Source organism: Bacteroides sp. (genome assembly GCF_019417265.1).
Classification (GTDB): Bacteria; Bacteroidota; Bacteroidia; order Bacteroidales; family Bacteroidaceae; genus Phocaeicola.
In genome coordinates this window covers 71,926-97,478 of the sequence record NZ_DXVR01000002.1, presented here as the reverse complement: position 1 = coordinate 97,478, position 25,553 = coordinate 71,926, and the positions used below count along the sequence as shown (strand labels likewise).

Here is a 25,553-nt window from a genome sequence, read left to right as displayed (position 1 = left end):
AAATTATACAGCTAAAAAATAACTAAATATTTTTTTTGCTATCAAACTTGGGTTATTAATCATATTCTCTACCGCGCTCAATACATGTCTCGGATGGAAAGGTTTGGGGATATATAAGTCCGTTCCATGATTGTAAGCGTTAATCTGGTCTTCGATGGAGTTCTTGGCAGAGATATGGATAATCGGAATGTGGGCAGTCCGCTCGTTGGCTTTCAATATATCCGTCAGAGTGATGCCGTCCAGCCTGGGCATCAATACATCGCTGATAATAATATTTGGCTGTTTCTGTTCGATTTCTTTCAGCGCCTCTTCCCCGTCGGCTGCTTCCCGAACTTGGTAGTAAGGAAGCAGGATATCTTTCAGAAGTTCGCGGATATTCTTTTCATCTTCTACAATCAATATACTAATGTCCTTTTGTTTAGGGACAAAAAGCATTTCACTGGCTTCTGTCTCTTCTTCTGCCGGCTGACTTTCTTTTCCGGAATTCACGTGCATGGACGGTAGAGATACATTGAATTCTACATACTCTCCCAATACACTTCCTACGGTGATTTCTCCACCCAATAACTCCGTCAGGCTCTTGGTCAGATTCAGACCGACTCCGGTGCTTCCCGCATGTTTCAGGTTACTACTCTCAAAAATCTTGAACCGGCTGAATATTTCACTCATTTGTTTCTCAGTCAGCCCCTTGCCCGAGTTGCGGATTTGGAAATGCAATGTCCCGTCAGTAACATTCTTCCGTATTTCAGCACGGATATATCCGCCGGACGGCGTATATTTGAATGCGTTGGAAAGCAAATTGAATATTATTTTTTCTAGTGCATTCCGGTCTGTTGTAAAGGATGATACTTCTTTGCTTTTGAAGCTGAAGTCTATCTTGTTTTCTTCGGCAATTTCGGTATAGTTGTCCGATACATAATCGACGAGTAACTGAATATCCACTTTTTCAGCATAGATAGCCGTATTTCCCGCTTCTGCTTTTCGGAACTCCATCAGTTCGTTGATAAGCTTCTGCATCCGGTCGGCATTGTTCTTGATGATGTAGATATATCTTTTTGTATAACTGTCAAGGTCTGCCTTCTCCAGCAAGTGCTGTGCCGGGCCGTATATCAGTGTCAACGGAGTGAAAAACTCGTGTGCCACATTCGTGAAGAAGTTCAACTTCGATTCATGGATACGTTGCTGGTTTTGTTTTTCGATATGTTCCAGTAGAATCTGACGGTTTAGCCGAATTCTATTCTTGATGACGGATTGCGTGATATAGATAGCAATGGCAATCAGGATAAAATAAATAATAAAAGCGGTGATACTGAGCCACCAGGGGTAAGCGATGTCCAAATTGAGGGAATAGATTTCGTTGCTCCATACCCGGTCGCCATTGGTGCATTTTACTTCCAGTTTATATTTTCCCGGCGGCAGTTTGGTGATAACGATATTCGGGTTATTCTCATTGTAAATCCATTCGTCGGCAAATTCGATAATGCGGTAGCTGAACTCACAATTCTCATTGTTGATAAAATCATGTGCGGCAAATCCCAAAGTAATATAAGGCTCGTCGTAGTCCAGCCGGAGCGTATGATTACGGATACGTTCGTAGATATTCTGGCTTGTATTGTTTATCTTCAGGCTGTTCAGGCTTAACGATGCGATATGTTCCCGCAAACGTATCTTGTTCTCGTCGAAATAGTTCAACCCGCAGACTCCGCCGAAATACAGCCATCCGGCTTTGTCCTTAAAAATAGCCCCATCAGAAAATTCGTCGTTTTGCAGCCCGTTTCTTGAGGAATAATTGGTAATTTTTCCCGAGGGCAAGTCGATAAAGGAGATACCTTGATTGGTGCTTGCCCAAATATTCCCGTTCTCATCTTTCAGGATGCCGTGAATCGTATTATTGGGCAATCCGTTATTATCCGTATATTCAATGATGGAAGGCGGTGTGGCTGTCGGGAACAATCGGTTAAGACCATAACTGGTACCTATCCAGATACTGGCAGAATCTCCTTTAGTCAGATAAATCACGTCATTGTTAGTCAGGGACAAGCCGGGGTCTATCTCACTCATCTGCCGGAAACGTTCGGACGCGATATCGAACTTATTAATTCCGCCCCCTCGCGTGCCTAGCCAAAGTTCATTCTCATCGTATCCGGCAATAACCGAATAAATGGTATTATTGCTTGGCGAAGAAGGGCCGGGAGATTTATATTGTTTCATGTCCGTTACTCTATAACTTTTTCCTTCCCTTTGCAGGCTCAGCTTGATAAGTCCGTAACCGGAAGTCCCCAACCATAAAAGTGAATCGTTATGGGTGAACAAGATACTGTACACTGCCCTGAAAGCAGAATATTCAGCAGGAATACATAGTTTTTTCACCTGGCTGCCATTGAGTGGAATATAATTGATACCCTCCCCTTCGGTTCCGATGAATATATCCCCGGACATATTTTTGCGGATAGTATAAACGGAGTTGGAGATTAACCCGTTGCCCGTTGAAAGATAGGGGGTGACTCCCCGTTCCTGCTTGTCGAGCAGCAGGATACCTTCTCCTTTTGTTCCTACGAGTATATTGCCATTGTCTTCCTCACAAAAACAGCGGACAGGATAATTCGTTTTTACGGTATGGAAAGGCGAACTGTGTTCATAGACTTCCAATATCCCTTGTCCGTCCGTACCTACCAAAAGGATATTCTGCGAGCCGATATAAATAGTGAAAATGGAAGCTTTCTCCGGCAATTGGAGTAATTCCGTTGAAGTCCCATTTTCAAGATTATATCTGATGCATCCCCCCTCGATAAAGCTGATAAGGAGATATTCACCGTGACAGATAGCTTGTGATACAGTCTTGTTCTCCGGAATATTTATACTGTCCAGTATACGGTTATCTTGTGAAACAGTCAGCGTCCTGTCATCGTTAATGATAAGGCAGTCCTGGGAAAGATAAATATTGGAAACGGGGGCACAGTGCCTGATTTCTTCTTTAAACGAGAGTTCGGGACAGGAGTTGCGGACAGTCAGTTGATAATGCAATAATTGTCCATGTCCTGTGAGAAAGAATATCCGGTCTTTGGAATCAATGACGAAGTTCCTGATGTCATCAGGCAGGTCATTCTTCAAGGAAACAAACTCCTGTTTCCGGTCATCGAAACAGAATAGACCCTGCTCTTTCACATAACAGATAATATGCTTGCCGGAAGTGATACCCAGCAGAAATGACTTTTCCTGTTTCGGCGGATTATTCTGTGTACCTAAATAATAAGGAGTAAACTGTTGGGTAGAACGTTTCCACCGGTTCACCCCATAGTCCGTAGATACCCACAGGATAGAGTCGCTCTGCTCGATAATCTGCCAGATGACATTATTGCTGATAGACCCTGCATCCTTTTTATTATAAGAATAGGTTTTGAAGCTACGACCGTTATATGCATTTAATCCGTCCCATGTCCCTACCCAAAGCGTATGTTCCGAATCTTCGAGGAAACAATTCACCGAATTATTGGATAATCCATCCGCATTGGAAATCTGTTTTACTACATTCTGCGAATGTAATAAAGCAGGCATCAGGCATGAATAAATAAGGATGCAGATGTAACGTAAATATGAGTGTTTTCGTAGAATCATGTTGCAAAGATAGAGAGGAAAAATAAGAAAACAAAGAAAAAAATATGCTGTACAACACCTGTATACCCTTTTGAGAATATAGTACACTCTTCCCGTCGTCGTGTGGGGTAGCTTTGCCACGAGAAATAAAAACAACACCTATTAAATGATTAGAAAATGGATATTGTAAAACGATTTCATCAGAACCCATTATTGAAACCATCCGATTTACAACCGGGAATAGAAGGTATGGAAATCACCTGTTTCCTGAATCCCGGAGTATTCCGCTTCGATGGAAAAACCTGGTTATTACTGCGGGTAGCCGAACGCCCCGTACAGAAACAGGGAGTGATTAGTTTCCCCGTATATAATAAGGAAGGGAAGATAGAAGTGCTTTCTTTCGACGAAAATGACCCGGAACTGGACGCTTCCGACCCTCGTGTGATAGGATATGCGGGACAGAATTATCTGACTACCATGTCTTATCTCCGGTTGGTATCGAGCGAGGACGGCATCCATTTTAAGGAAGAACCGGATTATCCGCCTATTTTCGGCAAAGGGGCATTAGAGGCTTTCGGCATCGAGGACTGCCGGGTGGCGACTACAGCCGACGGCTATTACCTGACGTTTACCGAAGTCTCTTCCGTTGCCGTCGGTGTAGGGCTGATTCATACCCGTGACTGGAAGAATTACACTCGTCACGGCATGATTTTTCCCCCTCATAATAAAGACTGTGCCTTGTTTGAAGAGAAGATAAACGGCAAATATTTCGCCTTGCATCGCCCGAGCAGTCCCGAACTGGGCGGCAACTATATCTGGCTTGCCGAATCACCCGACCGGTTGCACTGGGGCAACCACCGTTGCGTTGCGACCACTCGCTCCGATAGCTGGGACTGTGCCCGTGTGGGTGCGGGCGCCGCGCCTATCCGTACAGAGGAAGGCTGGCTGGAGATTTATCATGGTGCAGACTATCAGAACCGCTATTGCCTGGGAGCCCTTCTGCTTGACTTGAACGACCCCTCAAAGGTAATTGCCCGAAGCAAAGCTCCTATAATGGAACCGACTGCTCCCTACGAGCAGACCGGATTTTTCGGGAATGTGGTCTTCACGAACGGGCATTTGGTAGAAGGGGATAAGGTGACTGTTTACTACGGTGCGAGTGATGAAGTAATCTGCGGAGCGGAGTTCTCCATAGCGGAGATTCTTCGTTCATTAAAGTCATGACATATAAAAAGGTATAGAATGAATAAATTGAAAAGAGAATATCAATTCTTCAAGCAGCAGACTCTCAATGTACGTGTACTGTTGATGACTAACCTGCTCTATGCGTTCGTGCTTCCTGTGGTGGAGATATTTGTAGGTGCTTATGTGATGCGCCACACGAGCGAGCCTGTTTCCGTAGCTTTCTATCAACTTTTTATGTATATCGGCATCATTGCGACCTCTTTTGTCAACGGCTTCCTGTTGCGGCATGTCAGCGTGAAAGTACTGTATGCAGGCGGGATATTAGTTAGCGGGCTGTCGATGTTTGCCATGATGCTGGTGAAGTCATTGGGCTTTGTAGAGTTAGGCATAGCAGGTTTTGTCCTCGGAGCCGCATCGGGTTTCTTTTGGACCAACCGCTATCTATTGACGCTCAACAACACGACCGATAGTAGCCGGAACTACTTTTTCGGACTGGAATCTTTCTTTTTTTCCATCACTTCGATAACTGTCCCTTTATTGATTGGCGCATTCATCAGCCAGATAGACGGCAAAGAAATCATGGGATGCCTGATTGATATAAATGGTGCCTATCGTTTGGTCACAGTCGGAGTCATAGTCGTTACCCTGTTTGCCGTAGCTGTCTTGTGGTGTGGTAAGTTCGCCAATCCGGTGCAGAAGAATTTTCTGTATTTCCGGTTTTGCACACTTTGGAAAAAAATGTTGTTGCTGGCTTCCCTGAAAGGAATGGTACAGGGATTTTTGGTGACCGCTCCTGCTATTCTGGTTCTGAAGTTAGTAGGTGATGAAGGCGTATTGGGTTTAATACAGGGAATCAGTGGTACACTGACAGCTGTTTTGGTTTATGTATTGGGACGAATAACCAAACCTGAAGACCGGTCGAAGGTATTTATAGCCGGGCTACTTGTCTTTTTTATCGGTACTCTGTTCAACGGAATCTTGTTTTCAGCCACCGGAGTGATTATCTTTGTCCTCTGTAAGGTGATCTTTCAGCCATTGTTTGACTTGCCTTATTACCCTATTATGATGCAAACCATCGATGCAGTAGTAAAAATCGAAAAAAGAAATGAATATACCTATATTTTAAGCCATGAGTTCGGACTATTTCTGGGACGTGCTTTCGGACTAATACTTTTTATGGTACTCGCATTTGTCATATCACAGGATTTTGCATTGAAGTATGCATTGATCCTGGTGGGAGCTTTGCAGTTGATTGCCTATCCATTAGCCCGGAACATCATCAGACAGAATCAAGCTATTCGCTAATATTTCAAAATCGTTAAATCGTCGTTGCAAACGAATGAATTATTATGTTGTACAGCACCTATATACCCTTTTGAGAATATAGTACACTCTATTTTTTGCGGGGTACGATAGTTTTGCCGGCAGAAAAACGATGAACGACCGATTTGGGAAAACTAAAAAAAAACGACGTATGATAAAACTAAAATCTGTAATCTATTTAATCAGTATGATGACACTAGCTGGATGCTCCGGACAAAAACAGGCATCCGTAGCTGTCGAAGAACAGAGCGGACAATGGATACTCGGCCCTTTTGTCCGCCCGGAAGGGGTGAATCCGGTGATTTCCCCGCAACCGACTACTTTCCAATGCCCGATGCGCAAGCAGCCGGTAAGATGGGAAGAGAGTGACACTTTCAATCCGGCGGCAACCGTCAAGGACGGGAAGATTGTGGTACTCTACCGCGCGGAAGACAACTCGGCGCAAGGCATCGGAAAGAGGACATCCCGCATTGGCTATGCGGAAAGTACGGACGGAGTAACGATGAGCCGAGCGGACGCACCGGTACTCTTTCCTTCCGAAGACGATTTTAAAGAAATAGAATGGGAAGGTGGTTGCGAAGACCCGCGTGTGGCAATGACGGAAGACGGATTGTACGTCATGCTTTATACAGCCTGGAACCGCAATCTTCCCCGCTTGGCGGTGGCTACTTCCAGAGACTTGAAAAACTGGACGAAACACGGACTCGCTTTTGCGAAAGCGTACAACGGGCGTTTTGCCAATATAGCAAGCAAATCGGCTTCTATTGTCACCGGAGTGAAAGACGGCAGACTGGTCATTGAGAAAGTGGACGGCAAATACTTTATGTACTGGGGGGAGAATGCGGTATGTGCCGCAACTTCCGATAACCTGATCGACTGGACTCCGGTACTGAATGAAAACAACGAACTAAGAGAGATAGCCAAACCCCGCAGCGGGTATTTCGACAGCCGCCTGACTGAGTGTGGCCCACCGGCTATCAAAACCGTGAACGGTATTGTATTATTATACAATGGCAAGAACGGGTATAAGGAAGAAAGGGACTCAGCATATCCCGCAGGCGCTTATTGTGCAGGGCAGTTCCTGTTTGACGCCAACGACCCTTATAAAGTACTCGACCGCCTGGATAAACCTTTCTTTGTGCCCGAAGCCGCTTTCGAGAAGAGCGGTCAGTACAAGGACGGAACGGTGTTTATCGAAGGGCTGGCTTACTTTAAAAACAAATTATATCTCTATTATGGCTGTGCCGATTCGCAGGTTGCAGTAGCGATATGTGATGATAATATAGATTCGAAACTTAAAACACATAATTAATTTAATCTATGAAACATGTTTGTAAAATGAACACGGTTGTCTTAAAGTCGTTCAACGACCGGCTGAAGATATCTACTGTTTCAGCTTTAATGGCAGGGACTTTCCTGTGCGTGCCGTTTACTGTATATGCGGAAAGCCCTTCGGTATCGGGTATCGAACAGACCGTTCGGAATATCACGGTGAATGGTGTGGTTGTTGATGCCAGTGGAGAACCGGTTATCGGAGCTTCGGTGCAACTGAAAGGTGCTGCCGGTGTGGGGACGATTACCGATGTGGACGGTAAGTTTACCTTGTCGGTTCCCGCTAATGGAGTGTTACAGATTTCCTATATCGGGTACAAAACAACAGAAGTGCGGGTAAACGGACAAGCCGGACTGAAAGTAACTTTGCTGGAAGATACCGAGACACTGGACGAGGTAGTGGTGGTAGGTTACGGTATTCAGAAAAAGGCTTCCGTGACCGGTTCGGTAGCTGCCATCTCTTCGGATAAGTTGATGGAAGTAAAAGCTCCCAGTGTGACGAATATGCTCGCCGGACGTTTGCCGGGCTTGCGTGCCGTACAGCGTAGCGGTAGCCCCGGTGATGATGGAGCTTCCGTTGATATTCGCGGATATGGAAGCATGCTGGTGATTGTAGACGGCATCGAGCGTGATTATACGCAGCTCGACCCGAATGATATCGAGTCCATCTCTATCCTGAAAGATGCCGCCGCAGCGGTCTACGGTTTTAAAGGTTCAAACGGTGTTCTGATGGTTACTACCAAGAAAGGGACGGAACAGAAGGTAAAGATAGATTATAACGGCTATGTAGGCTTTCAGAAAGTGACCCGCTATCCGGAGATGATGAATGCTTATGAGTATGCCTCTCTTTACAATGAAGCGATTCACAATGCCAACCCGTGGCGCGGAGCTTCCGCTTACTCGCAAGAACAACTGGAAGCTTACCGGAATGGTACGGCAGGTACGGACTGGTGGAGTGAGACGATGCGTAGCACCGCTCCCCAGACTTCACATAACTTGAGCCTGACAGGCGGTACGGAAAAAGTGAAATATTATATGTCTATCGGATATATGGACCAGGGCGGTATTATCCGTTCGGGCGACTGGAATTACCAACGTTACAACGTCCGTTCCAACCTGAGCGTGGAAGTGGCTAAGGGACTGAACGTGGAACTGCGCTTGAGCGGACGCTTCGACAACCGCAAAAAGCCTTACAATGGCGATAACCTGTTCCGTTCGGCACAAATGGCTATCCCGACTTACTCCATGTATGCCAATGACAACCCGGATTATTGGGGAGCCGTAGGAGATATGGCGAACCCCGTGCATGTTTCCAATTCGGATGACAGTGGTTATGAAGACCGCCTGCGTCGCGAATTTAACAGCTCGTTGGCTATTACCTGGCAGCTTCCCTGGGTGAAAGGACTGATGGCGAAAGCATTAGTTGCCTACGACTATACGAACAAGGAATGGAAAACGTGGCGGAAAGACCTCTCGGAATATACGTATGATTATGCGAAAGAAGAGTATATAGAGAAAGTGGTTAATACCGCGCATCTGGAATCGAAACTGGAAAACTATGACAAACCGACCTATCAGTTCTCTATGAATTACAACAATACGTTTGCTAAAAAGCATAATATCGGTGCCATGCTCGTATGGGAAATGTATAATGACAAGAAGAACTGGGTGACCGGGACACGTGACTTTGCAATCGGGCTGATTCCTGACCTGGACTATGGGGATAAGACGAACCAGGAAGCTTCCGGTAAGACACAGGAAACAGCTCATGCCGGCTTGGTGGGACGTCTGAACTATGATTTCTCTAACCGTTATCTGGTGGAATTCAATTTCCGCTATGACGGAACCTATAAATTCCGTGCAGATAATCGTTGGGGATTCTTTCCGGGTGTTTCATTGGGATGGCGTGTTTCCGAAGAAGCTTTTTTCAAGAAACTGTTGCCCGATATGGATAATCTGAAAATCCGTGCTTCGTACGCCAAAGTGGGAGATGAAGGAGATTTCGACGCGTTCCAGTATCTGGATGGATATAAGTCTCACGGAAGCTATATCATGGGCAGCAACGGAGTGACTTCGGGCATGACTACGGTAGGTATGGCAAACCCGTGGCTGACCTGGTATGAATCGAAGATAATGAACATCGGCTTTGAGGCGTCTTACCACAGGGGACTGATTTCTGTGGAGTTCGACTGGTTCCGCAGAAACCGTTCCGGTCTGCCTGCCACCCGTGTAGGCTCATTGCCTACTATCTTCGGAGAATCAATGCCGCAGGAGAACCTGAATTCTGATATTAACACCGGATTCGAGATTGTAGTCGGGCATAAGAACCGGATTGGCAATTTCAATTATAATGTGTCGGCCAACTTCTCTACTACCCGGATTAAGTATGACTATGTAGAGCGGGCGGCTTCCACCAATATGTATAACGATTGGCGTGATAACACCAACGGACGTTACAAGGATATCCGCTGGGGAAAGAAAGTAATCGGGCAGTTTACTTCTTTCGAGGAGATTTTGAACTCACCGGTTCAGGATAAGGACGGTAACCGTTCGCTGATGCCGGGTGATTTGAAATTCGAAGACTACAATGGCGACGGTATTATCGATGATAACGATACGCAGCCACTCGGACACGGTGCCACTCCTCGTATGTACTACGGGCTGAATATGTCCGGAGAATACAAAGGATTCGACCTGACTGTCTTCTTCCAGGGAGCTGCCGGACACGATATTTATATCAGCGGGGATATTCTCGACCCGTTTATCCAGCAAGGTTTGGGTAATGGTCTGGCCATCATGACCGACCGCTGGCACCGGGAAGACCCGACCGACCCTTATAGCAAATGGATTCCGGGATATATGCCTGCCGCACGCGTGGCAGGTGTCGCTGATAACCGTTCCAGTAACTCATGGTCATTGCACAACGCAAATTACCTGCGCCTGAAAACCCTGGAACTGGGATACACGCTTCCTAAAGCCTTAACCAAAAAGGCGGCTATCGACCGGGTGCGTTTCTATATCAACTGCAACAATCTGCTGACTTTCACCCAGCGTGACGGACTGATGAAGAACGTCGACCCCGAAAGCAATTCCAGCGGAATACGCTATTACCCGCAGATGAAGACGTATAACTTTGGCGTAAATGTAACCTTCTAAAACCAGTAAAGACAATGAATAGGAATTATCTGAAATATATATTGATAGGTGGGGCATCCATCTTCGTATGGACAGGGTGCGATGATTATCTGAACCGTGAGAGTACCAGCGGTGTCAACACACCGGATTTGATTTGGCAAAATCCGAAAGCAATCACAGCCGTATTGGCGGATATGTATGACTCGGGACTGAAACTGGATGAGTTTGACGATTGGTATGGAAGCAAGAAGGCGAATCTTGCGAATCAGACCAGCTTCTCGGATGAGGCTACCGCCAGTTATCAGAAAGAAAGCGCATTCGACAAGTCGAACTCTACTTATTCTTATGGCGACTATGTATTCAACGACGACATGGTGACACGCTACAAGCAAATCCGTATTGTAAACAACTTCCTGCTGAATATTGAGAAAACTTCCGTATTGAGTGAGGATGAGAAAGAAGAACTCGGTGCAGAAGCCCGTTTTATCCGTGCTATGCAGTACTTCGGACTGGTGAAGCGTTATGGGGGCGTTCCTTTGCAGACTGTTCCGCAAGAATATACCGCAGGAAATACGGAAGTTCTTTACCAGGCTCGTGATACGGAAGCCGCGACATATGATTTCATTATCAATGAATGTAAGGCTATCTATGAATCATTGCCGGAAGTACGCAGCGGTGATGCCAAATACCGCGCCAATCGTGGAACGGTGCTTGCCTTGTGGTCACGTGCCGCACTGTATGCCGGTACTATCGCTAAGTATTCCAAAACGCTGACTCTCACAGGCGAGGCTGTTTCCAAAGGATATGTGTATATTCCCGAGACAGAAGCGGAACGTTACTTTGACGAATGTTATACTGCTTCATCGAAGATTCTGGATGAAATGGTTCCCCGTGTGTATAGCTTGTTTAAATCGACCAGTACGGAAGCGGAAGAGCTGGCGCAGAACTTTTACAATCTCTTTTCCAAAACAGTGAATGGGGATAACGGAGAATATATTTTCCAGAAACAGTATGATGTGGCTGCCGGTAAAGGACATATGTGGGATAAACTGAATGTTCCTTTCTCTTATCGTGGCGACGGTTGGGGATGCGGCATGTCTCCGGTACTGGAAATGGTAGAGGAATTTGAATATATTGACGGTACGGAAGGGAAGCTGAAGATGAAAGACAGCAGTGGAAAAGCTATCAGCTATGATAGCCCGTATGATATCTTTAAGAATAAAGACCCTCGTTTATTAGGTTCGGTTTACCTGCCCGGTGCTGATTATAAAGGACACGGTGGCGGTAAAATCGAATGGATACGCGGTGTCATCGACGGACAGGATGGGATAGGAACCAAGTATGAAGCTTCCGCCCAACCGGATAAGGAGAACAAGGTCGTAATAGACGGACAGACTTATAATACTTCGGGAAAAGACGGTGGCTCGTTAAGTGTAGGCGACGCCAGTAAGACGGGGTTCTATCAGCGTAAATTCCTGGATGAAAGTCTGACGGACTATACGAACATCGACGCAAAACGTTCTTCTACTCCCTGGGTGGTTTTCCGTCTGGCAGAAATCTATCTGAATCGTGCAGAGGCTTGCATGGAACTGAACCGGCATCTGGACGTGGCTTTGAACGATATCAATGAGATTCGCGGCAGGGCAGGTATCAAACTATTGACTCAGGGTGACCTGACGCTGGATAAAGTGCGCCATGAACGGAAAGTGGAACTTGCTTTTGAGAAGCATCGTTACTGGGATTTGAAACGTTGGCGCCTGGCTCATCTGGATGTAAGCAAAGGTGGTTTGACCAATTTCCGCGGCACGGCTCTCTGTCCGTATTACAATGTTAAGAGCGGCAAGTACACCTTTGAAACCGGTGTGCCCGAAAAGAGAAAGCGTCTTTTCCTTGAAAAGAACTACTATACGGTGTTCCGTGCCGAGGACTTGAGTACGAATCCGTTGATGGTACAGAATCCGGGTTACGGTAATTGATACATCCAATTTTAAAGAAGAAACGATATGAATAAAATAGTAAACATAGGATTGACTGCATTATTCGCCTGTTTCGTGGCGGCATGCGAAAATGACATCGATAATTATGATGCACCGAACGGTGGCGTGTATGGCACTATCTATGATAAGGAAACGAATGAACCGGTTCCTATGCCTGTACCGGGAAGTAGCGGTGTGATGATGAGTTTGTACGAGCAGAATACGGGGGCTACCGCCTCCGTTGATTTCCGTGCTCGTCAGGATGGAACGTTCGAGCATACGAAGGTGTTCAATGGCAGCTATCGTATTCAGGCAAAGGATGGTCCTTTTGTCGGTGTATGTGAAGGGTATGTCACCGTGAACGGACAAACGCAGGTTGATTTGTACACAATCCCGTTCTCGCGTATCAGTCTTGATGTGTCTGTTTCGGCTGATAATAAGCTGACACTGAACTATGATGCGAAAACATCGAACGAGACATTGCAACTGACGGATGTTTCCGTGATATGGAATTATGCTCCGGGAGTGGATGTGAACAATGCAAACCATGCCACCCTCTCTTCACTGGGGACAAAGGCCAGTGGCACGCACGTCATCGACCTGATGAATGATACTGAATTTATAGAGAATCATTATAAGATTGTTTCCAACAAGAACAAGGTGTATGTACGTGTTGCGGCTACGGTGACAGCGGAGAGCAAATCGTATGTGAATTACAGCCGGGTAGTGGAAGTAACTGTGAATGATATAAGATAAACGATAAAAAAGAAGGTAACAATGAAACATAAATTCTATTTACTACTGGTACTGTTGGTGGGCGGTTTGTTTGCCGGTTGCAGTTCGGACGATGACGGTGTAACCCCGCCGGACGAAAAGGACGGGGTATCGGTAAGAGTCATGTCTTACAATATATATAGTGGGCAGAAAGCTTATTCCGGAAAAAAGGGGATGGAAGCGATTGCCCAAGTGATTAAAAAGATAAATCCGGACTTGGCAGGTTTGCAGGAGTTTGAGACGAAGACTAACAAGATGGGGAATGCGGATATTATCGCCCTGATGAAAGAAGTGACCGGAATGCAATATGCTTTCTTTGTCAAAACCCGCGATGTGGATGGTGGTGAGTATGGAAACCTAATTCTCTCGAAATATCCGATAAGTGATGAAGTGAATTATGATTTGCCGAGAATAGAGACAGTGGAAGATGTCCACCCGCGTTCGATGGGAGTAGTGAAAACAGAAAAAGATGGAAAGGGTTTCTATTTCGGAGTGACGCACCTGTCTCATGTGGGCAACGAAACTAACCGTATCAACCAGACTACAACGATTATCGAAAAGACAAAGGGCTTGGATGAGCCAATGATATTGACTGGTGATTTCAATGCTTTAGCCGACTCCGGCCCGATGAAGATATTGTATGAACGTTTTGAAATCGGTTGCTTGAACGGGAACTTTGGACTGACAACAGGAACGCCCGTTCCGGTGAAAGCGATTGATTTCGTATTGTACACTCCGGATGAAGGAATGTCTCCGAAAGACTATGATGTGTATTATGATGCTTATGTAGAATCAGACCACTTTCCGGTGGTAGCTACGTTCAGTATAAACGATTAACCTAAAAAGACAGAAACATGAAAACATTGATACTTCATTTGAAACGGTTCTCTATCTATTCTCTGATGTTTGCGTCAGTCGGTTTTGCCGCTTGCGAGGATGAGAACCGGCAGGATATGACGCCTGAAATAGGTGAGGGCGAGGCCACTCCCACAATCACTATGTACACGCCGACAACCGGTGGGAAGTCTACAAGCCTGACTTTATACGGTACGCATTTCGGCACGGATTTGGATAATATCCGCGTGACAGTCAACGGGGTGGACGCCGAAGTGACGGGTGCGTTGGGGAATATTATTACTGCCAATGTACAGAGAGGTTCCGGCTCCGGTCCGGTGAAAGTGTATATCGGTCAGGGAGAAGCTGCGCAAGAACTGACATATAAAACGGAGTTTGAGTATTCTCAGTCTCCTATTGTAAGTACTTATATCGGCAGTTATGTTCCTTCCGCAAAAACGGAGAAGAAAGAGGGGACCCTCATGGAAGCGGTTCTTTGGAAACCGGGTTCTATCGCTTTCGATAAGGAAGGTGCTTTGTATATCGTGGAAGATGATGACCGAGATATCCGTATCGCGAAAAATAATCAGGTCGCTACTTTCTTACGCGGAGATGGAACCGGTGGAACTGTATTCAGAATGATGAATATCGCTTTCTCATTGGATGGCAATACTTTATTCTTGTCCAATGATGCCAACGCTTCGGGCAATGCGCATATTGCAACAATTCCATGGAGCAATGATACGCATCAGTATGATGCTGCTAATCTGTCTGCAATATGGTCAGTCACTCCCTCTTTGAAAAATGGAGTCACTAATGTAGGTGTGCATCCTGTCACGGGAGAGGTTTTCTCCGTAGCTCATGGAAATGCCATGATTTACAAATATGACCCGGAGCAGAATACGATGGTGGCAACCGGCGTGCGACTTCCAGATGCAGAAGGTAAAAATGCGGCGAAAGTAAAAATCCGCTGTATTCTTTTTGACAAGGCAGGAACTACCGTGTATATGAGTTCACAGGAAAAAGATGTGATTTATAAAGGGGATTACGACATGTCGACAGGCGAGTTTTCTAATCTCCATATTTGGGTAGGGCAGTACGGGCAAGCAGGTTTTACAGAAGGTCAGGGAAATGAAGCCAAACTGGATGAGCCTTGCCAGATGGATTTGGATGAAGAGGGAAATATTTATGTAGCAGTCCGTAAAAAGCATCGTATAGCGAAAATTACCCCTGACGGTATGTTGACAAACTACACCGGTACAGGCACTTCCGGTACGACAGACGGCCCGTTGGATAAAGCGCAATTGAACCATCCGGAAGGTGTACAGTTCGGTCCGGACGGAGCATTGTATATTTCAGAATATTGGAATCATAAGATTCGTAAGATAGAAAAGGATTAATTTTGTATCAGGTAGGAAAGATTGTTTTTCAAGATAACATTCACTTATTAATTGGTCATATATGAATTTTAGAATATGCATTTCATTGTTTCTATTGTGTTGTTTGTTACAACCTTCAACGGCACAGAAACCTGTGGCAAAACCGAAAGAGGTCACAGTAAAAGCCATGACTTACAACACGTATAGCGGTCGTAAACAAGGAATTGATAAGATAGCCGAAGTCATTAAGAAAGAGAACCCGGATATCGTTTCACTCCAGGAAATAGAAAGAAACACGGAGATTAACCCTTGGGATACTCCGAAAAAACTGTCGGAACTGACGGGAATGAAATATTATTATTTTGCCCATGCGCTCGATATTCCGACTGGCGGAGATTACGGAAATGTGATTCTTTCCAAATATCCGGTTTCCGAGGAAAAAAGTTTTAAGTTGAGTGTACTGAAAGAAGGTGATTATGTCCGTTCTTTCGGTTATGTGAAAGTTGTGAAGGAAGGTAAGGAATTCTATTTCGCTACGACACATCTGGACCATAAATATGAAGATGCTGCCCGTCTGAAACAGGTTGATGAAATTCTTGCGTGCGTGGAGCACCTGGATAAACCTGTTATCTTGGGGGGAGATTTGAATTCCCGTCGTGGTTCTGCTACCATGGCTGCCTTTCAAAAGTATTTCACCGTAAATTGTTTGAGTGATGGCGCTCCGTGGACAGTACCCGTACCAAGTCCGGCTTACGCATGTGACTGGTTGATTTATGCGCCAAACAAGGCTTTTACTGTGAAGGCGTACAATGTTTGTTATTGGGCGGATAAGGAATCAGATCATTATCCGGTAGTGGCTACTTATCTTATCAAATAAGAGGGCGTTCTGACATGCTTATGGTTCTTTTTATATAAACCGAATTCTTGTAAAGCAGCATTATTCTTTTTGTTCTTGATGAACCTTTCGATAAGCAGTAGGAGACATTCCGAAATACTCCTTGAAGCTTTTCCCGAAATAGTTCAATGAACTGAAACCAAGCTGAAAACTAATATCGCTAATGTTGTATTCTTCGTTTTCCCGAAGCATTTTAGCGGCAGTTTTCAGCTTTAGTGAAGTTGCTTTGGGAATGTACGGAGCGAGCATACAAGATGATGTGTGGCATCAGTTCTCAGCTGGGCGAACATCGATTGAGGACGAAGTACAATGACATTGAAAAAGCGAACCTGGCCTACAGGAAGCAGCGCAGGCATACTCACAAGCAGACACGAAAGATGATCATGAACCAGGGTTACTCGGGAAACGATAACAGAACCTTCTGTAAGGACAACAATATCGAGACTTCCTTCACTCAGAAAGGCAAGGCAGGCACGAACGAAGTGAAGAATGGTAATCTTCTTCGGTATCCACACGGCGAATGTGGTTAACCTCGCAAGACGAGAGTCTATCCAGTTACCTCTCACAGCCTAATGTCCTACGCATGGAATCCAACTTTACGGGAGTGGTGACTTCAGACGTGACTGAAAACGAAAATATCGGCCGTGAAATCAGAGCGGATGATATAAAAACGATGAGTTTGGACGGAAAAAATTGGGATAGTCCGCCGATTAACTCAGATTGAATGAATTAAATGACTATCCCTAATATAGAAACAAAACGTATCATGAAGAACAGAATCATTGCGATGGCGCTTGCATTGTGCGCTTGGGTTGGCCTTTGTGCCACCGATTATACCGCCTTGGTCAATCCCTTGGTAGGTACTCTCTCGTCGTTCGAGCTCTCTACCGGCAACACCTATCCAGCCATTGCCCGTCCGTGGGGTATGAATTTTTGGACGCCTCAAACTGGCAAGATGGGCGACGGATGGCAGTATGTCTATACGGCTACGAAGATTCGTGGTTTCAAGCAGACCCACCAACCCTCGCCGTGGATCAACGACTACGGCCAGTTTTCGCTGATGCCCGTTACCGGCAAACTGGAGTTTGACGAGGAGAAGCGAGCCAGCTGGTTCAGCCACAAAGGTGAGGTGGCCTTACCCCACTACTACAAGGTCTATCTGGCTGATCATGACGTGGTGACCGAGGTGACACCTACCGAGCGTGCGGCGATGTTCCGCTTCACCTTCCCTGAGAGCGACGCCTCGTACGTGGTTATCGATGCCTTTGACAAGGGGTCGCATATTCGTATCCTCCCCGAGAAACGCCGCATCGAGGGCTACACCACGCGCAACAGCGGCGGAGTACCCGATAACTTCCGCAACTACTTCGTCATTGAGTTTGACCACACCTTCACCTACCAGGCTACGGTAGCCGATGGAACGCTCTCCACGCAGCGCTTGGAGCAGACCGTCCAACACGCTCAGGGCGTCGTAGGCTTCAAGACCCGCAAAGGGGAACAGGTGCATGCCCGTGTGGCCTCCTCCTTCATCAGCCTGGAGCAGGCCGAACGCAATCTCGGCGAATTGGGCACCCATTCGTTCGACGCCTTGGTTGACCATGGCCGCGAGGCGTGGAACCGAGAGCTTGGCCGAGTGGATGTAGAGGGCGGCTCCTCTGATCAGTTGCGCACCTTCTACTCCTGCCTCTACCGTTCGCTCCTCTTCCCACGCGCCTTCTACGAGATTGATGCTGAGGGCCAAGTGGTTCACTATAGTCCCTACAATGGTCAGGTGTTGCCCGGTTACATGTACACCGATACGGGCTTTTGGGATACGTTCCGCTGTCTCTTCCCCTTCCTCAATCTGGTCTATCCGTCAGAGAATCTGAAGATGCAGGAGGGCCTGATCAACGCTTACAAGGAGAGTGGCTTCTTCCCCGAATGGGCCAGCCCAGGTCATCGAGGCTGTATGGTGGGCAACAACTCCGCCTCCATCCTGGTCGATGCTTACCTCAAGGGCATCCGCGTAGCCGATGTGCAGACTCTCTACGAAGGGCTCCAACACGGTACGCAGAGCGTTCATCCTACCGTCTCCTCCACCGGTCGTCTGGGATTCGAGTACTATAATCGCCTGGGCTATGTACCCTACGATGTGAAAATCAAAGAGAGTGTAGCCCGTACGCTGGAATATGCGTATGACGACTGGTGTATCTATCAGTTGGCCAAGGAGCTGAAGCGTCCCAAGAAGGAGTTGAAGCAACTGGCTGCACGCGCCCTGAACTACCGGAAGGTGTTTGATGCCGAGCACAACCTGATGCGTGGTCGCAATGCCGACGGCAGCTTCCAGTCGCCCTTCTCCCCACTGAAATGGGGTGACGCCTTTACCGAGGGCAACAGCTGGCACTATACGTGGTCCGTTTTCCACGACCCTCAGGGATTAATCAACCTGATGGGAGGTGAAGAGACTTTCGTGCAGATGCTCGACTCCGTCTTCACCGTGCCGCCCCTGTTTGATGAGAGCTATTACGGTCGGGTTATTCATGAAATCCGTGAAATGACTGTGATGAATATGGGCAACTACGCTCACGGCAATCAACCCATCCAGCACATGATCTACCTTTACAACTATGCCGGTGAGCCCTGGAAAGCCCAATACTGGCTACGTCAGGTGATGAACCGTATGTACACTCCACAAGCCGACGGCTATTGTGGTGATGAAGATAACGGTCAGACCTCCGCATGGTACGTCTTCTCGGCGTTAGGCTTCTATCCCGTCTGCCCTGGTACTGACCAATACATTCTGGGAGCCCCTCTCTTCCAGCGCGCCACTCTTCATTTCGAGAATGGCAAGCAGCTCACGATTGAGGCTCCTGAGAACAGTGATGCCAACCTATACATCCGCCAGATGGAGTTAAACGGTGAGAACTACACGAAGAACTACCTGCGCCATGAGGATCTGCTTCAGGGAGGAACCATCAAGATAGAGATGGCCGATAAGCCCAACAAGCAGCGCGGCGTCAACGCCGAGGATAGACCCTATTCATTCAGTAGCGAAGCCAACTAAACGTTACTCACATAGTTTTAAAAAAAATGGGCGATGCAGTAAGTGTTTTTTCTGCGTCGCCTGTTTTATTATTCGAGTCGGCAATCAAAGGCGGCTCAAAAAGAAACTTATTGTATAACCTATAAATTGTGTTTATGAAAGGCAATAGTACTTTTCTACGTCCGTGCTCCTTACGGGCATTAGTGGTGTTGCTGTTCATGGCCTTCTCAGTTCAATGGGCTTCGGCTCAGCTGAACATAAGTGTGTCAAAAACCACTTTATAGGTATGGTCATCGAACAGATCAAATCCCAATCAAAGTATCAGTTTTTTTGTGACGACAAATTGGCCGCTTTGCCGGTTGAGTCGGTCAAAGTGAAGAATGCTTCAGTCGAAGCTACACTCGATGCGGATTTGAAGGGCACGAATGTGACCTACAAAGTGGAGGAAAATGTGGTTTATCTCTCTGAGAAGAGTGGTTCTGAACCACAGAACAATCAACGTGGCAAGGAACGTGTGGTCAAGGGGGTGGTATCTGACGATATGGGTCCGTTGATTGGTGTCAACGTGCTGGTCAAGGGTACCAATACCGGCTGTATCACCGATATGGATGGTAACTTCACCCTCACCACCGATGTGACCAATCCAGTCATCGTCTTCTCTTATATCGGCTATGCCACACAGGAGATTGCTGCCAAGGATAATGCCGTTATCAATGTGATGATGAGCGGCGACTCACAGTTGCTCGAGGAGGTGGTGGTTACCGCCTTGGAAATCAAACGCTCTGAAAAGGCGTTGAGTTATAACGTACAACAGGTGAATACCGATGCGCTGACTACCAATAAGGATGCTAACTTTGTCAACTCTTTGAGTGGTAAAGTAGCCGGCGTTAACATCAACGCCTCATCATCCGGTGTGGGTGGTGTGTCGAAGGTGGTGATGCGCGGTACCAAGAGTATCATGCAGAGCAGCAATACCCTCTATGTGATTGATGGTGTGCCCATCTTCTCCGGTCGTGGAACTGCAGGTGTAAGGAGTTTGATTCACAAGGCTCTTCAGAACCCATTGCGGATATCAACCCCGAGGATATTGAGTCGATGTCGGTGTTGACCGGTGCTGCCGCTGCCGCTCTGTATTGTTCAGAGGCCGCCAACGGTGCCATTATCATCACTACGAAGAAGGGTAAAGAGGGTCGAATCAGCTTGACGGTCAATACTAGCACCGAGTTTACCTCGCCCTTTGTGATGCCTTCATTCCAAAACCGCTACGGCACGGGTACAGATGGTTTGATGAGTACCAGCAGCGCTATGAGCTGGGGTAACCAACTGGCGGCAGGAGCCAATTACGGCTACAACCCTAAAGATGACTATTTCCAGCAAGGCGTGGTGGCTACTGAGAGTGTGTCAATGAGTACCGGTACAGAGAAGAACCAGACCTATGCATCGGCTGCAGCGGTTAACTCACGCGGTATTGTGCCTAATAACCGTTACAACCGTTACAATTTCACGGTGCGTAACACCACCACCTTCTTGAACGACCGCATGACGCTGGACTTCGGCGCCAGCTACATCTTGCAGAACGACCGAAACATGACCAACCAGGGTACCTACAACAACCCCTTGGTAGGCGCTTACCTCTTCCCTCGTGGGAACGACTGGGAGGATATCAGCCTCTACGAGCGTTATGACGCCGCTCGTAAGATCTATACCCAGTACTGGCCTGTAGGCGACGAGGGTATGGTGATGCAGAACCCCTATTGGATCAATCACCGCAATCTGCGTGAGAACAAGAAAGACCGCTACATGCTCAATGCTGGATTGAGCTACAAGATTCTGGACTGGCTCTCAGTTTCAGGTCGTGTGCATCTGGATCATGCTTCAAATACTTATACCGAAAAATTCTACGCTTCAACTAACACCCAGTTGACTGAAAATTCATCACGCGGTCTGTTTGGTATCACTAAGACTGAGGATAAGCAACTCTATGCCGACTTCTTGGTTAGCATCAATAAGTACTTCGGTGAAGATTGGTCTTTCCAAGCCAATATCGGTGGCTCTTACTCAGACATGCGTCAGGATGCGATGAAGGTGCGTGGTCCTATTGCTGACGGAGGTGATGCCTTTGCCGACGAGCCTTTAGGCTTGACGAACTATTTCGCCATTCAGAACCTGAGTGCAGGCAAAACGAAGCGTCTGCAAGAGGGTTGGAGAGAGCAGACGCAGTCGCTCTTTGCCAGCGCTGAAGTGGGTTATAAGAACACCTACTTCCTCACCCTGACTGGCCGTAACGACTGGCCATCACAGTTGGTAGGTCCTAACAGTAATACCAAGAGCTTCTTCTACCCCTCAGTGGGTGGATCAGTGGTGCTTACCGAGCTGATGCCTAACCTCAACAAGGATTTGCTCTCCTTTATGAAGGTACGCGGTTCATTTGCTTCGGTAGGTAGTGCCTTTTCACGTTATCTGGCTAATCCGCGTTACGAGTGGAATGAGAGTACCAACAGCTGGAGCAACCAAACACAATATCCCGTATATAATCTGAAACCCGAACGTACCAATTCATGGAAGCTGGGTTTGAACATGCGTTTCTTGAAGGATTTTGAACTGGACGTGACCTACTACAACGCCAAGACCATGAATCAGACCTTCAATCCGCAACTTTCCGTCAGCGGTTACTCTGCCCTCTATATCCAAACCGGTGCGGTTCGTAACCAGGGTATTGAGCTCTCACTGAACTATAAGCACACTTGGAAGGATTTTACCTGGGATACCGGTATCACTTTCTAAACCAATAAGAACAAGATTCTGACTTTGGCCGACAATGCCATTAATCCTGTAACCGGTGAGCGCTTCTCACTCTCTACCCTTAACATGGGCGGTTTGGGTGATGCACGCTTCCTACTCAAAGAGGGTGGCAGCATGGGTGACCTATACTCATTGCGCGACATGAAACGCGATGCCAATGGCAAGATCTATGTCGATCAAAATGGTATGGTGGCTACTGAAGCTATTCAGAATCCGGATGACTATATTAGGGGCAGTCGTGAAATCAGATTAAAAAATACAATGAATTGATTGTCAATGTGATAAATATTTTGTATCTTAGCGGACGGAAATAAGAAATTCCCCGAACCTCTGGAAAAGGACCAATTCGGGGGAAATGAAGTTAAAAACCTCATGGCGAAGATACGACATTTATCCGAAATTCAGCAAGAAATTGCATTTACAGAGTTTGATTTTATCAGAGATATGCAGAAACGTTCAAAACCTCTGAACTTGGACGCATCAAGTCACTCCTTCCTCTTCGTCAGATGGCTATATCGTTCAATCTGATGGAAGAGCGTCCGATGCACAAAAGGGTTAAACGAGGCCGAAAGTCCTTCTTCACTCCCGAAGGTAAGGTTGCATTGGCCTTTCTGAAGATGTACACAGGCTTGTCCGCTCCGAAGCTGATGGAGGCTCTGAATGGGAACATCCATTATCAAATCTTCTGCGGCATCAGGATTAGTCCTGAGAACCAGTTGACAAACTACAAGCTGATAGACGGCATATTGTTGGAACTGTCCAGGAAGTTGAAGGTCCAAGAGCAGCAGAAGGTTTTGGCAGATGCTTGGGAACCATACATGAAGAACCTTGATACTGTCTATACGGATGCAAGCTGCTATGAAAGCCTGATGCGTTTCCCCACCGACGTGAAGTTGCTTTGGGAATGTACGGAGCGAGCATACAAGATGATGTGTGGCATCAGTTCTCAGCTGGGCGAACATCGATTGAGGACGAAGTACAATGACATTGAAAAAGCGAACCTGGCCTACAGGAAGCAGCGCAGGCATACTCACAAGCAGACACGAAAGATGATCATGAACCAGGGTTACTCGGGAAACGATAACAGAACCTTCTGTAAGGACAACAATATCGAGACTTCCTTCACTCAGAAAGGCAAGGCAGGCACGAACGAAGTGAAGAACGCAACCAAGAGAGAACTGGCCAGAGTGAGAGCCACAGCCATGGAGGGTTCATTTGGCACTCAGAAGGAACATTACGGATTGCGAAAGATAGCTGCGAGGATAAAATCGACAGGAATCATGCTGATCTTCTTCGGTATCCACACAGCGAATGCGGTCAACCTCGCCAAACGAGAGTCTATCCAGTTACCTCTCACAGCCTAATGTCCTACGCATGGAATCCAACTTTACGGGAGTGGTGACTTCAGACGTGACTGAAAACGAAAATATCGGCCGTGAAATCAGAGCGGATGATATAAAAACGATGAGTTTGGACGGAAAAATTTGGGATAGTCCGCCGATTAACTCAGATTGAATGAATTAAATAACTATCCCTAGAATATTGTTGCATACCAGACATCTGTCGATGTGTCCGGATAGGCTTTTAGACCAGATTGTTAGCCATATAAAGCTATAAAGGTAAAATGTGGAATAGATATAAGTAAAATCTTATCAGCGTAATAGTGTGTATTACACTGAGTGAACATCCGGTGAACGGTGTTTGAACGCTGTTTGAATAGTATTCTAACGGCATTCTAACAGCATTCAAATACCGTTCATAACACGTTCATTAGCCGTTCACTGACCACCTTTTCAAATCCTTTTCAAAAGCTTTTCAACATCAGCGCGAATCTTTGCATAGAGCGGTGAATTCTTATAATTGACATTCTTGTGTATAACCACTTCCACACCAATCTGCGAACGCTGGTAGTTTGTCAGTTCGTTGTGAAGCTGAAGGCTGTGGAGGGCAAGGTCGTGAATCTGCTGTTCTCTCTCACGTCTGAGAATGGTACATACAGGTATGAGCAGACGGAGGACTACATTGTCCATGATATGATGTCCTTGGATGAACATGTATGTAGAGTCGGAGGTTACTCCGAGTGTAGGCAGTTCCCTCTTAAGGTCTTCTATTTCACGTTTGGCTTCAGGGTGTTTACGCTCTAAGTCACGTAACTTTTTCTCCACTTTTTTTGCCATATGCTCAAGGCTTTGTTCAGGATTGCGGGTGCTAACCTGGTCTAACTTGACATACGAACAGAAATCCAATAATGAGAATTCGGCAAGGATATGTTTTCTGTAGAACCACACAGACCAGACGAACAGAGGCCACGCTATTTCGGAGTAGGCTTTCATGAAAGCCGGAAAGTCTATCAGCTTATGGTCATTCAGTGTTGCAGTCACGCATACATCGTGAAGTCCTTCGGCATAGCAGTGGTAGTTCTCTATGGCGTAGGCATACGTCTGAAGCACGTACGGGCATTCTATCATGTAGCGTGAGGTATTGGTACGGCCCTGAAGGAGATAGTCGTAATCGCTGTCCACGCAAGCTATCATATTTTCACCGAGCTGGTTGCCCAACTGATTCATAAGTACGGTTTTCTTACCTTTGGCAAGCGAACTTTGAGATGGGAGCATGACTTCGAAGTACACCTTGTCGTTCTCGTACTCGGAGAGCAGGGCACGCCAGAACGATATGTCGTCATAGCTCTCCACGTAGGCCACAATTTTTCTCCTTGAGCGTTTTGGCTTCAGATTATTTGCTGCGCCTATATATAATGATGAAAGGTTTTCTGTAAGTCGTTTTCCCATGTGTATGAGTTTTTAATTGGTAGTAATGTCGCTCACTTCAGTCACTGCGTCCACCCAACCGTTCATGATGAGGGCGGGAGAGTGGGTGGTCAGTATAATCTGGATGTTAGGATTAAGGCTTCTGATGAGTGTTATAAGTCTTTGTTGCCACTCTATGTGGAGCGAAATCTCCGGTTCGTCCATAAACAGCGCACAGTGTGCATTGTCCTGTACAAGTACTGTAAGGAGGATGACAAGCATCTGCTTTTCTCCTGACGATAGTTTGTAAGGAGTGAGGATGTCTCCGTCCTGTTCAAAAAGAATTTCATTGCTTTTGCGGTTTATCTTCTTTCCCGTTTCAGCAAAAAGTTCGTCTATAAGGTCTTGGAACTTGGTTTTAGGTTTTGAGATTTCTGCTGCCATCATCTGTTTTTCGGGGTCACCGCTTGTCAGAAGTTCTATGATTCTGTTGCCGATATTTACCTGATAGTCAAGATAGCGTCTTTGCAGCTGATAGAGTTGCCAGTCCAGTTC

Annotated in this window: 19 protein-coding genes and 1 pseudogene; 14 read left to right on the top strand and 6 right to left on the bottom strand. The window is 46.5% G+C overall.

What is annotated here, in order from left to right:
* Positions 1-3 precede the first annotated feature (3 nt).
* Positions 4-3,555: a two-component regulator propeller domain-containing protein gene (locus QZ379_RS01030; RefSeq protein WP_291557187.1), complete on the bottom strand. Its 3,552-nt coding sequence runs from the start codon at positions 3,553-3,555 to the stop codon at positions 4-6.
* 216 nt (positions 3,556-3,771) lie between these two features.
* Here QZ379_RS01030 and QZ379_RS01025 point away from each other — a divergent pair, with 216 nt between their 5' ends.
* The 9 genes from QZ379_RS01025 (at position 3,772) to QZ379_RS00985 (ending at position 16,409) form a co-directional block, all read left to right on the top strand.
* Positions 3,772-4,818 (top strand): glycoside hydrolase family 130 protein, encoded by a 1,047-nt coding sequence (locus QZ379_RS01025; protein ID WP_291557184.1) that lies wholly within the window; start codon positions 3,772-3,774, stop codon positions 4,816-4,818.
* Between the two features lie 18 nt (positions 4,819-4,836).
* Entirely contained in the window at positions 4,837-6,084 is a 1,248-nt protein-coding gene (locus tag QZ379_RS01020) for an MFS transporter (RefSeq protein ID WP_291557181.1), read from the top strand.
* A gap of 169 nt (positions 6,085-6,253) precedes the next feature.
* The gene (locus QZ379_RS01015; RefSeq protein ID WP_291557178.1) at positions 6,254-7,414 is read left to right on the top strand and encodes a glycoside hydrolase family 130 protein; all 1,161 of its coding nucleotides are present in this window, start codon (positions 6,254-6,256) and stop codon (positions 7,412-7,414) included.
* 8 nt (positions 7,415-7,422) lie between these two features.
* Entirely contained in the window at positions 7,423-10,590 is a 3,168-nt protein-coding gene (locus QZ379_RS01010; protein ID WP_366933563.1) for a TonB-dependent receptor, read from the top strand.
* A 14-nt stretch (positions 10,591-10,604) separates the two neighbouring features.
* Positions 10,605-12,545, top strand: coding sequence for a RagB/SusD family nutrient uptake outer membrane protein (locus tag QZ379_RS01005; protein ID WP_291557172.1), 1,941 nt, complete (start codon positions 10,605-10,607; stop codon positions 12,543-12,545).
* Positions 12,546-12,572: 27 nt separating this feature from the next.
* Entirely contained in the window at positions 12,573-13,301 is a 729-nt protein-coding gene (locus tag QZ379_RS01000; protein ID WP_291557169.1) for a DUF3823 domain-containing protein, read from the top strand.
* Between the two features lie 21 nt (positions 13,302-13,322).
* Complete coding sequence (locus QZ379_RS00995) at positions 13,323-14,156, top strand: endonuclease/exonuclease/phosphatase family protein (protein WP_291557166.1); 834 nt, start codon at positions 13,323-13,325, stop codon at positions 14,154-14,156.
* A gap of 17 nt (positions 14,157-14,173) precedes the next feature.
* Positions 14,174-15,553 carry an SMP-30/gluconolactonase/LRE family protein gene (locus tag QZ379_RS00990; protein WP_291557163.1) on the top strand — a complete coding sequence of 460 codons (1,380 nt, stop codon included), beginning with the start codon at positions 14,174-14,176 and terminating at the stop codon, positions 15,551-15,553.
* Positions 15,554-15,614: 61 nt separating this feature from the next.
* A complete protein-coding gene (locus QZ379_RS00985) occupies positions 15,615-16,409 on the top strand; it encodes an endonuclease/exonuclease/phosphatase family protein (RefSeq protein WP_291557161.1) in 795 nt (264 codons plus the stop codon).
* Between the two features lie 60 nt (positions 16,410-16,469).
* Here QZ379_RS00985 and QZ379_RS12715 read toward each other — a convergent pair whose 3' ends face one another.
* Both QZ379_RS12715 and QZ379_RS00980 read right to left on the bottom strand, forming a co-directional pair.
* Positions 16,470-16,619 carry a helix-turn-helix domain-containing protein gene (locus QZ379_RS12715; protein WP_366933562.1) on the bottom strand — a complete coding sequence of 50 codons (150 nt, stop codon included), beginning with the start codon at positions 16,617-16,619 and terminating at the stop codon, positions 16,470-16,472.
* Positions 16,620-16,639: 20 nt separating this feature from the next.
* The gene (locus QZ379_RS00980) at positions 16,640-16,993 is read right to left on the bottom strand and encodes a hypothetical protein (RefSeq protein WP_291557159.1); all 354 of its coding nucleotides are present in this window, start codon (positions 16,991-16,993) and stop codon (positions 16,640-16,642) included.
* Positions 16,994-17,010: 17 nt separating this feature from the next.
* Here QZ379_RS00980 and QZ379_RS00975 point away from each other — a divergent pair, with 17 nt between their 5' ends.
* The 3 genes and pseudogenes from QZ379_RS00975 to QZ379_RS00965 form a co-directional block, all read left to right on the top strand.
* Entirely contained in the window at positions 17,011-17,151 is a 141-nt protein-coding gene (locus tag QZ379_RS00975) for a hypothetical protein (protein WP_291557156.1), read from the top strand.
* Between the two features lie 63 nt (positions 17,152-17,214).
* Positions 17,215-19,470 (top strand): GH92 family glycosyl hydrolase, encoded by a 2,256-nt coding sequence (locus QZ379_RS00970; RefSeq protein ID WP_291557199.1) that lies wholly within the window; start codon positions 17,215-17,217, stop codon positions 19,468-19,470.
* Between the two features lie 197 nt (positions 19,471-19,667).
* A pseudogene (locus tag QZ379_RS00965) lies at positions 19,668-22,482 on the top strand (SusC/RagA family TonB-linked outer membrane protein); the annotation flags it as partial.
* A 254-nt stretch (positions 22,483-22,736) separates the two neighbouring features.
* On the opposite strand, the gene QZ379_RS00960 reads toward QZ379_RS00965, so the two are convergent.
* Complete coding sequence (locus QZ379_RS00960) at positions 22,737-23,279, bottom strand: hypothetical protein (RefSeq protein WP_291557153.1); 543 nt, start codon at positions 23,277-23,279, stop codon at positions 22,737-22,739.
* 174 nt (positions 23,280-23,453) lie between these two features.
* Between QZ379_RS00960 and QZ379_RS00955 the strand changes: the two genes are divergently transcribed.
* Both QZ379_RS00955 and QZ379_RS00950 read left to right on the top strand, forming a co-directional pair.
* Positions 23,454-23,615 (top strand): hypothetical protein, encoded by a 162-nt coding sequence (locus tag QZ379_RS00955; RefSeq protein ID WP_291557151.1) that lies wholly within the window; start codon positions 23,454-23,456, stop codon positions 23,613-23,615.
* Between the two features lie 10 nt (positions 23,616-23,625).
* Positions 23,626-23,766, top strand: coding sequence for a hypothetical protein (locus QZ379_RS00950; protein ID WP_291557149.1), 141 nt, complete (start codon positions 23,626-23,628; stop codon positions 23,764-23,766).
* 278 nt (positions 23,767-24,044) lie between these two features.
* Here the strand turns inward: QZ379_RS00950 and QZ379_RS00945 are convergent, their stop codons facing one another.
* The gene (locus tag QZ379_RS00945; protein WP_291557147.1) at positions 24,045-25,040 is read right to left on the bottom strand and encodes a DUF4435 domain-containing protein; all 996 of its coding nucleotides are present in this window, start codon (positions 25,038-25,040) and stop codon (positions 24,045-24,047) included.
* Positions 25,041-25,052: 12 nt separating this feature from the next.
* On the bottom strand, positions 25,053-25,553 hold a 501-nt coding region (locus QZ379_RS00940; RefSeq protein ID WP_291557145.1), incomplete at its 5' end, for an AAA family ATPase.